The 13,316-nt window shown below is 39.1% G+C and carries 15 protein-coding genes; 9 read left to right on the forward strand and 6 right to left on the reverse strand.

The window, feature by feature from the left end:
- Nucleotides 1-6: 6 nt before the first annotated feature.
- Both LQ567_RS26190 and ric read right to left on the reverse strand, forming a co-directional pair.
- On the reverse strand, nt 7-597 hold the full coding sequence (locus tag LQ567_RS26190; protein WP_231006020.1) for a Crp/Fnr family transcriptional regulator: 591 nt from the start codon (nt 595-597) through the stop codon (nt 7-9).
- Nucleotides 598-619: 22 nt separating this feature from the next.
- The gene (ric, locus tag LQ567_RS16400; RefSeq protein ID WP_231006021.1) at nt 620-1,804 is read right to left on the reverse strand and encodes an iron-sulfur cluster repair di-iron protein; all 1,185 of its coding nucleotides are present in this window, start codon (nt 1,802-1,804) and stop codon (nt 620-622) included.
- A gap of 197 nt (nt 1,805-2,001) precedes the next feature.
- On the opposite strand from ric, the gene LQ567_RS16405 reads away from it, so the two are divergent.
- Both LQ567_RS16405 and LQ567_RS26305 read left to right on the forward strand, forming a co-directional pair.
- On the forward strand, nt 2,002-2,238 hold the full coding sequence (locus LQ567_RS16405; protein WP_231006023.1) for a hypothetical protein: 237 nt from the start codon (nt 2,002-2,004) through the stop codon (nt 2,236-2,238).
- 331 nt (nt 2,239-2,569) lie between these two features.
- Entirely contained in the window at nt 2,570-2,737 is a 168-nt protein-coding gene (locus LQ567_RS26305; protein WP_394800398.1) for an ATP-binding protein, read from the forward strand.
- A 374-nt stretch (nt 2,738-3,111) separates the two neighbouring features.
- Here the strand turns inward: LQ567_RS26305 and LQ567_RS16410 are convergent, their stop codons facing one another.
- The 3 genes from LQ567_RS16410 to LQ567_RS16420 form a co-directional block, all read right to left on the reverse strand.
- Nucleotides 3,112-4,458 carry a tyrosine-type recombinase/integrase gene (locus LQ567_RS16410; protein ID WP_231006026.1) on the reverse strand — a complete coding sequence of 449 codons (1,347 nt, stop codon included), beginning with the start codon at nt 4,456-4,458 and terminating at the stop codon, nt 3,112-3,114.
- Between the two features lie 199 nt (nt 4,459-4,657).
- The gene (locus LQ567_RS16415; protein WP_231006028.1) at nt 4,658-6,304 is read right to left on the reverse strand and encodes a recombinase family protein; all 1,647 of its coding nucleotides are present in this window, start codon (nt 6,302-6,304) and stop codon (nt 4,658-4,660) included.
- Entirely contained in the window at nt 6,291-6,482 is a 192-nt protein-coding gene (locus LQ567_RS16420) for a hypothetical protein (protein ID WP_231006030.1), read from the reverse strand. The genes LQ567_RS16415 and LQ567_RS16420 overlap by 14 nt, the downstream gene beginning before the upstream one ends.
- 215 nt (nt 6,483-6,697) lie before the next feature.
- On the opposite strand from LQ567_RS16420, the gene LQ567_RS16425 reads away from it, so the two are divergent.
- The gene (locus LQ567_RS16425; protein ID WP_231006032.1) at nt 6,698-6,952 is read left to right on the forward strand and encodes a helix-turn-helix domain-containing protein; all 255 of its coding nucleotides are present in this window, start codon (nt 6,698-6,700) and stop codon (nt 6,950-6,952) included.
- Nucleotides 6,953-7,024: 72 nt separating this feature from the next.
- Here the strand turns inward: LQ567_RS16425 and LQ567_RS16430 are convergent, their stop codons facing one another.
- Nucleotides 7,025-8,089: a hypothetical protein gene (locus tag LQ567_RS16430; protein ID WP_231006042.1), complete on the reverse strand. Its 1,065-nt coding sequence runs from the start codon at nt 8,087-8,089 to the stop codon at nt 7,025-7,027.
- 282 nt (nt 8,090-8,371) lie between these two features.
- On the opposite strand from LQ567_RS16430, the gene LQ567_RS16435 reads away from it, so the two are divergent.
- The 6 genes from LQ567_RS16435 to LQ567_RS16460 all read left to right on the forward strand — a co-directional run bounded on the left by LQ567_RS16435 (nt 8,372) and on the right by LQ567_RS16460 (nt 13,287).
- Nucleotides 8,372-8,905 carry a hypothetical protein gene (locus LQ567_RS16435; protein ID WP_231006044.1) on the forward strand — a complete coding sequence of 178 codons (534 nt, stop codon included), beginning with the start codon at nt 8,372-8,374 and terminating at the stop codon, nt 8,903-8,905.
- 96 nt (nt 8,906-9,001) lie between these two features.
- Nucleotides 9,002-9,448, forward strand: a complete 447-nt coding sequence (locus tag LQ567_RS16440; RefSeq protein WP_231006046.1) for a hypothetical protein — start codon at nt 9,002-9,004, stop codon at nt 9,446-9,448.
- A 29-nt stretch (nt 9,449-9,477) separates the two neighbouring features.
- On the forward strand, nt 9,478-9,786 hold the full coding sequence (locus LQ567_RS16445) for a hypothetical protein (protein ID WP_231006048.1): 309 nt from the start codon (nt 9,478-9,480) through the stop codon (nt 9,784-9,786).
- Nucleotides 9,787-9,812: 26 nt separating this feature from the next.
- Complete coding sequence (locus LQ567_RS16450; protein ID WP_231006050.1) at nt 9,813-11,165, forward strand: hypothetical protein; 1,353 nt, start codon at nt 9,813-9,815, stop codon at nt 11,163-11,165.
- 221 nt (nt 11,166-11,386) lie between these two features.
- Entirely contained in the window at nt 11,387-11,782 is a 396-nt protein-coding gene (locus LQ567_RS16455) for a plasmid mobilization protein (protein ID WP_231006052.1), read from the forward strand.
- Nucleotides 11,773-13,287: a relaxase/mobilization nuclease domain-containing protein gene (locus LQ567_RS16460; RefSeq protein ID WP_231006054.1), complete on the forward strand. Its 1,515-nt coding sequence runs from the start codon at nt 11,773-11,775 to the stop codon at nt 13,285-13,287. The genes LQ567_RS16455 and LQ567_RS16460 overlap by 10 nt, the downstream gene beginning before the upstream one ends.
- Nucleotides 13,288-13,316 lie beyond the last annotated feature (29 nt).

The raw sequence follows: 13,316 nt of genomic DNA on the forward strand, positions 1-13,316 counted from the left end.
AAAAAATCAATAATAAAGTTTATGCTTAAAGATTTTGATCTTTCCTTCTTTATTCATGCGCGACAATGTTCGAATAACCGTTTCAACGGCCAGACCCGTATGATCAGCTATTTGTTGGCGTGTATAGGGGACGCACCATTGCTGCGGGCAGGAGCTCCTTCCTTTTATTTTTTTCAACAGGCGAAGAATTTTTTCTTCCGGTCGTTGGTTTACCCATATTTGTGCGGTTGTTGCCTTATTATAAATTCGTTCTGCAAAATGGTACAGCATCGGCTCATATAAACCCGGGTGATCCTTTAATAAAGCTAAAAAATTTTCTTTCCTGATTTTTATTATTGTGCTGTTCTTACTGGCTTGGGCTGTACTTGGGTAGCGTTTGCCCAGTAACAACGGCGGTTCTCCAAACGTCTCCCTATCGCGGAAAATTCCCTGTGTCAACTCCCGGTCTTCCGAACTGCTGCTGTATAACCGTATTTCTCCTTCCAGTACCTGGTAAAAGAAAAGCGGTAAGGTTCCTTCTAAGAAAACAAATTCCCCTTTATTTACTTTTTTAATTACGGCTCCGTACCTGACAAGAATAGTATGGTCTATTTGCACGATTGAATATGAAATTTATAAATTAATTACAAAGATTTTGTTCTAGCAACAATGCCTTTGGAAACAGGATATTATTCTCCAAATGAATATGGAGATGTAGGTCCACTTCGAATTCTTTTAACAGAGAAAAAGTTGCTTTATAAGTATTGCAGGCGCCTTCGGGGGGTGTGTAATTATTTGTAAGAGCAGCCATTTTACGGAACCGCTCGCCTTCATTGTTATGCTCGTAGAGCATCGCCTCAATGGGGTGTTGAACTGTTCCGAATGGGGCTGTGGCGCGTCCGGTCTCCACCATTTTCCGAATATAAGGGAACAGTATTTGTTCCTCATTTTTTAGATGCGCCGCAAGATCCTTTGCAGACTCGTTGAATAACTGGTCCAGTTCAATAAGTTGCTGATGCTGGTTCCCATGCGCACGGACGAGTTTATTCAGAAAAGATATAATTTCCGGAGTACGGGTGGAAACATAGCGGTGATGTTTCTTTTCAATATAGTCTGCTAACAGATCCTCTGGCCATGCATTGAAATCTGGCGTCGCTATGCTAATTGTCCGTGCGGCATTGGTCAATGTGTCGATTAAAGGGTCTAGGGGAAGACGCTTCTTTTCGCAAGCCTCTGCGATGGTTCGGTTGCTCTTGCAGCAAAAATCAATTCCGTAATTTTTAAAAACCAGGGCGGTACGGTAGTCTTGTGCTACCAAAGCTCCAATAATGGTTTGTGCTGTAATATTCATGATATTGCTTTTTGGGAGTAGATTGAAAAAATGAATAAATACCTTTTTATCTTTTATTTTTTTAAAAAAGTTTAGCGTTTTAAAAAATGTGCTAAGTTTTGCCTGCGCCAGCATTTGGTGAGTTCCTTTCCCCGATCTTTTTAAATTTATCATGAAGCGGGCAGGGCTGTGTTTTGAGTACTCCCGCAAGCCAAGTCCGCACCTCGTAAAAATAGAATTGCTGTCCACTGCGGTTACGATGTCTGCAAGGGAATGCTCAAATGCGGCCTCATCATGATAAAAGCCCCTGGTAGGTCCCTTTAAAGAAAGCACTATTTTTTTTCTGCTTAATTCCTGCAAAATTTTTGCAATAAAATATTCGGGAGTATCAATGCCATTGGCGATCTCAATAATACTTAAGCGCTCCCTGTTCCTGGTTTGCTGTGCGATAAAAATCATCGCCCGGATGGCATATTCGCATGTTTTGGAAAACATTCGATTGGTTTGAATAGCAAAGATAGATATTCTTAAAATAAAGGACAAAAAACTCTTTTATTGTTTATATTGAAATCAGATTAACGATGTGCCGGACGAAACCGGGCAGCTCAAAATGTCTTTTCACGACAATATCCGGAGAGAAGGATACTATCAATAATCACAATAACTATGAATACAACAACACTTGGAAAAAAATGCACAGTATAAAACTGATAGGTATATACGGGGAGTTTAAAACCAACCTGGAATCCGGACAAATGGTTACCTATACACCTGATGAGCTGGTCGCCCAGTTGGCGAATGCTGAATGGGGTGACGGGCACAACCGGGGCATTGAACAGAAAATCAAAAATGCCCGCTTTCTCAACAAGGCTGATCTGGATAATCTTTACTATGACAGCGGTCCAAGTCACTCGATTGGCGGAATGTAGCTTTATTGAGAAGGCCGAATGCTCGCTCATTACGGGCAGCATTGGTATCGGTAAAAGCTAATATTGCCTCCGTTTTAGGTTACCACGCCTGCAGCCGCGGCTGCAGAGCGGTTTATCATAATGTACCGAAGTTGTTCTCCAAACTTAAAATGAGCAAGGCAGACGTCTCCTACCTAAGGAATCGCTAAAATCGAACGTCAACCTTTGCTGATTCTGGACGATTTTGACTGGTAGCCGCTGGATGCCCAAAGCCGCACATCGCTTATGGAATTCATAGAAGACCGGCGTGGTAAAAGCGCTTTGATCATCACTCTCTGGTTCCGGCAGGCAAATGTATGATATTATTGGCGAACAAACTATCGCCGATACTATCCTGGACCGGATCGTCCACAATGCCCACAGGCTGGAATTAAAAGGTGAATCGTTGAAAAAAGAAGGAAACAGGAAACAGAAATTATCTGATAAATTTGTAGTCAAACCAGTCTTGAAAACAGGCTGATGAAATAAAATAATAAACCCTTTTTTTGAACACCCTGAACGCATACGAACTGAAAATCTTTGCCAGTAAAACACGTGGTCAATTTAGCCGGTACTCGCCGAAAATAAAGAAAATAGTCGTTTTGCTTTGGACCAATCCTGTATTGAAAATAAGGCGTAAACTTTCCGGGAGCATTCGAATATTCAACCCTTCTAAATAAGTCCCCACTAATATTCCGGAGCAGCATATTGTTATTAATAAAATCTTTCCAGTTCATTGTTTTTCATTTTAGTTCAAAAATGACAGATAACACAAATGGAATATCCCAGGGGAGTCCATAGGTAGCTTCCACTAAAGTTACTGCATTTTAAAGATTTTAGGATGATCGATGCTGTCTATATAGACTTTTCCGGATTTTTAAAGGCCGTCAATTGACTTGCATATTCTTTTTTCACTTTGTTTTCGAAACTGTCAAGATAATTTTCTGTTGTTTTAATATTCGTATGCCCCAGAGACTCCTGGATAAAAGCTGTGCTTACACCCGCTCGTTTCATGATAGTGGAAAATGTATGTCTTGCCACATAGGTGGTAACCTTTTTTTCTATCCCCAGTTTCTTCCTGATTTTCGCCATCCAGTCATTTATGGCCTGAACAAATAACTCGATTAGTTCTACTTGTCGCAGCGGGGTAATATTATGTTCAAGAATCGGGAAGATATAATTATTGGGGCTTAGATCTTTGTTCCCCCAGTATTGAATGATTTTTTGTAAATCTTCAGTAATAAATACGGTAATAGGCCTTGGGTCAAGACGCGTGGAATTCTCCGTTTTGGCCCGCTCAAAAACCAGGTATTCACCGTCGATGTTTTTATATTTCAGGTAGGCAATATCTGTGGGGTTAATTCCATTAGCCAGGTAAGAGAACAGCCAGAAATCCTTGGCTTTTCGCTCTCGCTCACATTCCGGTTTATAGTAGTAAATTTTGCTTACATCTTCCAGTGTTAGTGCTTTTTTAATATTTCGTGAAGATGGCGGTTGGTATAACCTGCGACCGAAGGGATAACATTTTTCTCTTTTGATAATTCCCTGAAATATGGCTTCATTAAAAATGGCGCGCAGGCAGCGCGTATAAATTCCGACGGTTGTTTTGGAATAGTTTTGTTCCAGCATCCAGACTTCCAGCCTTTTCAGATAGACAACATTTATGTCAATAAACCGAACATTTCCTTTGAATTTGGCAATGGTATTATAAGTTGTTTGGTAATTGGCTGCAGTACGGATACGATGCTCACTCAGCAGCTTACTAATATAAAACAGGAAAGTCGCGAGTATAGTATCCGGTTCTGGTTTCGGCAACCGGAAAATGGGAAACCGGTTATCATACATTACTTCATTGAACTCATGGTTAATCAACGCCGTAGTTTCTTTAATGGCTTTTCGCTGATGAAAAGAGGGGTTATTCAGGATATAATGTTTCTCAAATTCAGCAAAGGTGAATGGCGATAACCCTGTAGCAACATCTTCCGCCTTACGTTCAATTTGTTTTAACTGGTCACGTATAGAACGTAGGGTCGCCGACATGTTCTTTGCGGAAAGCGTGTTAAAATCCTGTTCAGAAAGGTCAAAGATTGTTTGATAACGTTTGGGCACGCTATTGCTGGTGACCAATAATTTCACAGGGTAGGTGCCCGTTTTCTTTTTCACTCTACGGGTGTCAAGTGTAATAACAACAGATACAGACATGGCTTGTTCTATTTCAAATTCACAAATACCCTCGCTTCAAAATTTGCCAGTAATTTGCCAGTAAACCAAGGTTAAAAAGCCTTGTTTTGAAGTTCATCCAAAATTACTGCGCCTGTATAAATAGCTGAAATATAAACCATTAAGTCGGTTTCCGTTAACCCTGATTAAAATAGAAAAAGGGCCTGATCGCGGCTGTTAATCAGAGGGTCGCTGGTTCAAGTCCAGCAGGGGGAGCCTCACTGGACTTTTCAAGTAATTCTTGGGAAGTCCAGTTTTTATTTTCAGCATAACCTTTTGAAATGCAACTCGTTAGACAGAGGAAACCGTTTGCTCTTTTGGTTAGATATTCATGATTTTTGACATCATAATAAACACCGTCAGGAAACAGCTTTTTTTGAATCCTTCTTTTAGTCTCAAGAGCGCCAGAACCCCATATTTCAGGGAGTTTTTGGAGTTTTTCCATGGCCAGGGATAGCAATTTTTCAAGGTTAGATATTTTTGGTGTAAGGGTATTCATTTCTTTGGCGATATTGCTTATTTGATTGCTCAAATGATTAAAAGTAAGATCAAAGGTTTCCCTATCAATTTCGCCTAAGCCGTTACGAATTTTCAGAGTCTTTAACTTTTTCTCCAGAGCGTCCAACTGACTTTTCAGGGCTTGTTCATTTACAGAAACACCCTCATTATAAAAGTTGAAAAATTTTATTAATTGCATCTTAACCAAAGGAACCAGGGATTCCGGTAAGACATATTTTTTCAAATAATCAAAGAATAATTCATTTGCGCCTTTCCTTTTCGCTCGTTTGGTAGTTGCTGCATTTACACTTACTCCATTGCATTTTAAGCACCGATAATAATGAAGATTTTTTTGTTTTACCTTATATCCTACCATAAAACATCCGCACACATTACACTTTAACAACCGACTTAAGGGACGAGCCTCCTCTTCTGAGTTATGTTGAAATCCGGAAGTGTTCTTTTCAAGAAGTGTTTGAACTTTAATAAAGTCCTCTTCGCTGACTAGGGGTTCCCAATTTCCTTTAACGGGCTCATCAATTAATCTATTTATAATTATCCCACAATAAAAAGGATTTCGCCACATTTGACTGAGCTTTTGCTTGCTAACTTTAAGTCCCCGTGCTTCAAGTTTAGATATAATCTGCGCATCACTGTACATATCCGATATCTTCCATTGCCATGCTTCTTTCAAAAGAGCTCCGTCATTATTTATAACCAATCGCTGTTTGAATGAAAAAAATTTCTCATTTTTTACTTTTCGCCCATACTGATCATATCCTGTCGGACAAGGCCCTATCCACGTGCCAGCTTTAATTGCAGCAACCATACTTGGTATTACAATTTCCTTTTTCTCCAAGTTTTCTTTATGAGCATGAAATAAGCTTTCATATATATTTATCTTTCCTCGCTCAGTAATTGTTGTTTGCCCGCTACACACTTCGATGAGATGAACTCCAAGATCTTCAACAAGAGTGTTTACTAGACCAATAGCATTACCCCCGGTGCGTGAAAAACGGCTCATTTTATATACCAATATCCCAAATGGCCTTTTTCTACTTGACCGGACCTTTTCAATCAGGCGCGAAAACTCTTTTCTGGTAAAGTCAGACTTACCACTTTCATAAGTACCTCCAAATTCCTCCGTAATTTCATAGCTGTTCTCCAAAGCATAAGCTTGGTTGGCTTCTTTCTGGCGTTCTACACTAGAGTTTTTATCATATTGGTCTTTAGAACTAACACGAGTATATGACCAAAGGAAGAGATTTGGCTTGAGCATCTCATCCTCTTTTTTAACGACAAACTTTTGAAAGTATTTAATATTGCTCATGGGCTTTTGAATACAGATGATAGATTGCCAGTGATAATTCGTAAACGAATGCTATTAATTCTGCTTTTTGCTCTGCAGTGAAATGTCTGTAACACTCCTGGCTATTAACTTCTTCTTCCGTCAGAAACAAAAAACTAGCTTCATTACCTTGATGCGATCGGTTATCTTTATTCTCCATGTCTTTATCATTTTAAAGGCACTTAAAATAAAAGCGGCCGATCTCAAATATTGTGAGTTATTCCCACCTGGGTTAGAGCCGGATACATAACCCACTACTAAAGTAATAAAAAAAGTCCTTATAAACAAGGATGTATATAAATAAGGATACTTACCCTTTATGCCCAAGTTTTTATGTTGATATGCGTATTTTAGCGTTATGAAAAAAAAGGCAAGGTGAAAAGGAAACAAGCCTATTTGGACAACATTGAACCTAAAGATCAGGCGCTTAGAAAAGTGAGTGCGAGGCTAAAAGAAGTTCGAAAAGAGCAAGGATATTCGAGCTATGAACACTTCGCTATTCAGATGGATATTGCCAGATCATTATATGCTAAATATGAAGCAGGAAGCGATATGAAAGTTTCGACCCTAATTCGAATAGTTCAAGGTATGGGAATGAAATTGTCTGATTTTTTTAAAGGGCTTGACTAGGTTCTTTATGAACATTTTTCGGTAATTAAAACATCCAACGCCATACCACAATTTTCAACGTTTCCAGAGCCGCTATCTTGCTATCGAGATTAGATGATTATCTAATATATCTGAAAGATAATCGCTGGGAGAATCCCCTCTTTCTTTCCGCTTTATCATTTCAATTAAATCATTCTCATCCAAAAGAAGGATTAGTTTACCACTTTCTCTAAGAGCACCCTTCGCCGCAGCAATGGCGTTTTCATGCCCCCCTCTCCTTGTAATAATAATAGCCGATCCCCTTAATGCTGTGGGATAAAGATATCGCTCAGTAGTATAAATTTGGCCTTGATCAATCGGGCTGCTATAATTCTTAAATTCGAAAAGGACATAACGAGATCTGAATGCTTGAACTAATGTGCGCCAAAAATCATCCTGGGAATTTATTTTACAAATGAGATCAAATCTTGATAAACCGTCATCTGTTCGTTGCTGTTTGACCCATCCTGACAAATCGATTTCGAACAAGTATTTTAATATTAAGGCGCAATGATCCTCAAATTGTTTCCAATCTGTTCCCAAGGCGATATCATTCAGCTTTTCAATCAAATCATTTGCTCTGCTTATTTTCTGTACGGGAACATTTGTTTCTTGAGATCCGAAGTAACTTAATGGATTGGGGTCTGTATTTTCATCTACACCATCATACGGGTATTCAATGTCGATTCCCTGTTGGGCTTGCATTAAAAAAGATCCGAAGTCTTCTAAATAATCATCTTTACCGGCGGCAGCTAGAAAATTAGCCAAATTACTTCTATCCCAAATGATTACTCCATAGGCTTTTTGAATTTCACTTTTTAATTGACTAGTCAAAATGCAGGATACAATCAATAACCTATATTCTTCTTCAAAAATAGGAAATGCAGCCAGCGTAGCCGCGGCTGAAAGAATTACGTCAGTGTTTACCCGGCGACTGCGATAATATTTAATCTCACAATGAGCAATGATTTCTCCCCTTTTGATAACCAAATCTGGCCGATAGCCTGTTGAAAAAGCATGCGTTTCTTGTTGAACATCAAAAGAAAGAACTTTTAAAGAATTTAAAACAAATGTTTCAAAAGCAACTTCAACTCGAGTATCCTGGGGATATTTAGCCATGGTTACAAATTTAATAATTCATCCCAATTTTTAACAAAACGACGAAATACTCAAACCCCACTTGTCCCTGATAGCAGCAAAAAGATTTATTACCCATCTACCAACTTCTCACTGACCTTACTTTTTAAGAGATTCATTTTTGTGCCTGATACAAATGGGCCATTATTTAAAAATCCCGAATACAATGGAAACTAAATTTGGGTTGAATATTCTTGACAAAACATATTTCCGTACGCAATTTTCGGCAGTATTCAAGTCTGTCAATGCTAAACGAAAAATACCATGAAAAAATCAAATGAGGATAATACTAAATCCCAAGACGAATTATTATTCGAGCGAACTCAACTGGGAAAGCTGCCGATAATTGACATTGCCGGCCATCCCTTTTATGTTGATGTTCGGATGGAAACCCTTCGGCCTCACGATGATTTTTCAACGTTAGGTATTCCCTTTTCTATATTTAAAGAATTCGAACCAATCTCTTCATCAGCAATTGTGTCTTATAATCCAAGTACTCATACGTTAAAAGAAGTGGATTATTACAGGTTAACAGAAATACCAACAGATTGGATCATGATCGAAATTCCCAATCCTATATACCTTGATCCTGTGGGATACGCTAGAGAATGCAATTGGGACCTTACTGAAACTTTAAAAGCATACCCCATACAGTCAGATCTAAAAGCCAGAATTGTTCCATGGGAAGAAACTACAATCCCTGATATAATTAAAGTAAACACACAGCGAAAAGAACATATAAAAGCCCGGCACAGCATTTTGAAATCCGAAATGAGGAAAAAGGGGCCGCGTAAGTAAACTGCGTTAAAGTCCTATACGATATGAAGGTCTTTTTCATGATAGGGATACGCAATGTAGTAATTGAAAAATGATCAACCCTAAAAATATAGTAGAATGAGCCTGTTCTATAATCTGCTCGAAGAGCAAATAAACGTATTAAAACAGAAAGGATACGATGAAAAAACAATCAATAGTCCGGACCGGGAGGGATTATTGTTCTCACAACTCCATCAGAAATTTTCTTTTGCGATTCATCAAGGTTTTGCAGAAAAGGAGCCAATCGATTTTGAGATCCCAGCAACTGGATTTTATGAAGACCATAAAAGCATCGTTTGTTTTAAGTTCAATTATCAGTTCAACCCGGATACCATTAACCTGTCATTGGTTGAACTAGAATTGCTCAGTCAAGGTATGCTCTCCAGAATACCGATCGCAACGACAGATGATATTCCTCATTCTTCAGAGGCGCTCGCAATATTACATCGTAATCATAAGGCTCATTTTAGGTCCAGAATATTGGATACTTCTACGAAAGCCGAAAGCAAAATCAGAAAGCGGTAAATCAAGAGTCAATATCTAAAAAGAAAAATATGGCAGAAATAAAAAGACGCACGATAATATTTTCCACTGGTAAACAAATCCGGATTTTTGGAAACAGCCTTGGAATCGGAAAGACTTTAGAAGTCGGAGAAGTATACATGCCCAACTTCTTTTCCCTGAATAATGAAACCGATCCAGAGGAAACATCTCGTATTGTACAAAATCCCCATCGCCTCACAGCAGCGGAACTGATGGAACTTGCAGATCTAATGATGTTATATTGGCTACAACTTAAGGAGAACATTCGCAAATTTGGCATTGAGAATCCAAAGGTTTTCATACGAGATACTGGAAAATAATTTTTTAACCGAAGCTGAAAAACACCATGAACGAAGAAAAAATCAAGAACCTATTGGGGTATTTAGAATCTCTTGGATTCAAAAACCAAGCCTTCGAAGATAAAATAAGAATAGTATCAAATGGAAATAATCAGCCTTTTGACCTGGAGCATACAGTAAGCTTTGGTGTGGAAACTATAAAATTTCGTATTGAGTTTTGGTGGGATCACCAATTTAACGCATTCAAACTTGTAAGATATAGAGCCGCATACAAATCTTCTCCAACTGCAGAGGATATCGTCCGGGAATATGGCCCATTGGCAAAGGGCATTTACCATGTAAATTCGGTTTATCACGATATATCGGGCCGGATGGACGACCTGTATGAGAGATTTCAGTCAATGGATTTAGAGTCGTTTACTGATATTGAACTCTACTGGGAGTTGCAGCAGCGGCTTTCTCATAATCCCGAAAAATTTGAAATAAAATGTTTTCATAATGGACCTGAAGGCTTTATTGAGTATATAATCCCCGTTGAGAAAATTAATGCCAATTATGAATTAACAACCTATAAGGCGACTTTAACCCCCATGCCTCCTATTGAGCACGGTTTAAATAATGGAATAGATACGCTTGCGCTTGAAACTTTAATGAAGGATATTGACTGGCGTAATGATCGGAAATTATTCACATTGCACGACGACTCCGATCCGGAATTTACGCCAGAAGTCGAGGAAATTCAGAGCCAGATGTTCCGGCTTGCTACGTTCCCCTCCGGTGCGTTTATTGTGGATCAGCTGAGTCTAAAATACTGGAGAGGTACTACATATTTTGAAGATCAAATTGAGCAAAGTGCCTGGGATTACGAAAAAACACTGCCCCAGAGAATCCAAAACTTTCCTATCACCTTAAAAAGCAGAGCAGCATTTAATGCACTATGTGGTCGGGCAATTTTTCAGACAAGAGTTTACCCCTTTTATGTTGAGAAACCAGCATGGACACGATTTGACTTCACTGCAGTCGGACCCAATGGAAGTTATATATGCGAGGTAATCCCTGGTTTTGAGAAGGAAGACATAAGAAGCGAGCTCAGAAATTTTCCGATTCCTGAAAGTCAGTTTGAACAAATTATTGACAGATTATTACTGGGAGATCAGGCAAAAACGACATTACCTGATGGGAAGAAAGTTTATCTGGAGGCTAATCCTGAAGGGAAAACAATAAATGTGTATGCTGACAGTTTGAAACCTATAATGGTAAACTTTCACTTTTCTCCCGACTGGAACCCACAGCAAAGTGTGGAATTCAACGACGAAGTATTGAAAAGGGTGCGGCGAAAGAACCCGGTAATAAAGGTAGATCCGACTGAAAATAAGAAGAAGTCTCAACGGAGAAGATAACAATTCACATATCCTGAAAAATAAGAGCGAAACTGCCACAATTGCAGTTTTACTCTGCTAAAACAGTGTCTAAACGTTTTAGCGGAGGTTCCAAACGCGCGAAGGCGCATTCAGCAAGATGTATAGTTGTGCACAACTAAAATACCGCGCCTGCAAAGTCGGCGCGGTATAAGCCTCCAGTGTCGGCTTTTATGACAGGGTTAGTTAATGCAATATAGTAAATGCGAAAGAAACAGAACGATAAGGAAGCACTTAAATATGACATTAAGCTCCGGGTTAACCAGTGGCATTATGATCGTTTGTGCAAACTGCTTTCCCTGTCTCATTATAAAAATATGAGTGAGTTACTCCGGGATATTGTTTGCGAACGACAGGTTATCACTTACACCCGAGACGAATCTCTTGGAGTTGTAATGGAAGAGTTGACGCGCGTTCGCAAAGAATTAAATTCTATTGGAACAAACATCAACCAGGCTGTAAAACAAATTCATCAGACCATGGAAAAAAGCAAAACACTTTTACTTGCATTAGAGCTCACCCAACAGCTTCAGGAGGTAAACCACCATACAGCGAAATTATTTCCGATCATTTCTCAACTGGCAAAAAAATGGTTGTAAGGATAAAGAGTGGAAAATCGATTAGAGGTGTCCTGAGCTATAATGAAAATAAAGTTAAGGATAGTGTCGCCCAATGTATCGAAGCTGTGGGATTCGGTTGCCTGCCGGAAGAACTGTCCTTTGGTAATAAATTAAGCCGCTTTATCAAATTAACGGAACGAAATAAAATTGCCAAAACAAATGCCATTCATATTACACTAAATTTTCATCCGGATGAAAAACTAAGCGACGGATCCCTAAAGAATATCGCGGCAACTTATATGGAAAAGATCGGTTTCGGTGACCAGCCCTATCTGGTATATCGGCATTTTGATGCAGCTCACGATCATATTCATATTGCAACCGTCAATATCAGGTCTGATGGAACCCGGATAGATATTCATGATATTGGCAGAAACGAATCCGAACAAGCCCGTAAAGAAATTGAGGAAACATTTCGACTAATCCATGCTGAAGGCCGGGCATATTCGATGACTACAGTACTAAAACCTGCAGATTTAACCCAAGCTAAATACGGAAAACGCCCCACCAAGAATGAAATTTCCAATATAGTGCGTACGGTTGCAAAGTCTTTTAAATACGGTAGCTTCAAAGAGTATAGTGACATTTTAAGAGAATACAATGTACTGGCCAGCCGTGGAGAACCAGGGACAAAAATGCATAAAGAGGGAGGACTTGTGTACCAATTATTTGATAAAAATAAAAACAAAGGTGTTGGCATTCCCATTAAGTCCAGTTCAATATATGAAAAACCCACACTTAAAAATATTGAACAAAGGTTTGAGCAAAATAAAGTGGCGCGCAAGCAATACCGTCAGCGGGTCATTCGGACTGTAGATCGCATTCTGACAAATCCAACGGATAAAAGGGCATTCATTGCTGCGCTTGAGGCCGAAAATATTATTGCAGATTTCAAAACCAATGAGGACCTGTATATCTACGGCATTACGTTTCTCGATAAAAATACGGGTTGTTTTTTTAATGGCAGTGATATTGGAAAAGCCTATAGCGCCAAGGCTATCCTGGATAGACTGCAGACTGGATCCTCAAAAGACAATGCCATCAACCGCGATTTTGTAGAGAAACTCCTGGCAGAAACGGATTTCTCTAAGGACTTTAAAGAAGTATTGTTCACATGGATGCGTACCGGGGCATTGGTAAAAGCATTTGTAACAGAGAGTGGAAATACGCGCTATAAAATCGGTCGTATCCAAACCGAGCCTGAGTCCTATTTACCTGTAGATGGAAAAATTGGAAAATATCTTGCTGTCAACCAGTACGGTACTGCCCAGGCGAATACGATCATTGATTTTCTGGCTAAACGAATTTCCAATCCTGTAATATTCCATAAGAACAGCAGTGACTGGGATAAGATTTTTACAACTTTTGAAAAGGAACTCTTCTCTATTCTGCAAAAACTCTGGGGTCCTGTTTACAGTAATAATGCACTTCCTTTTGAATTATTAAAAGAGGCCCGAAGAAAGAAAAGAAGAAAAAGAAATTAATTAGCCTAAACACCAAAAGATTTTAAACC

The organism is Niabella pedocola (genome assembly GCF_021044425.1).
Taxonomy (GTDB): domain Bacteria; phylum Bacteroidota; class Bacteroidia; order Chitinophagales; family Chitinophagaceae; genus Niabella; species Niabella pedocola.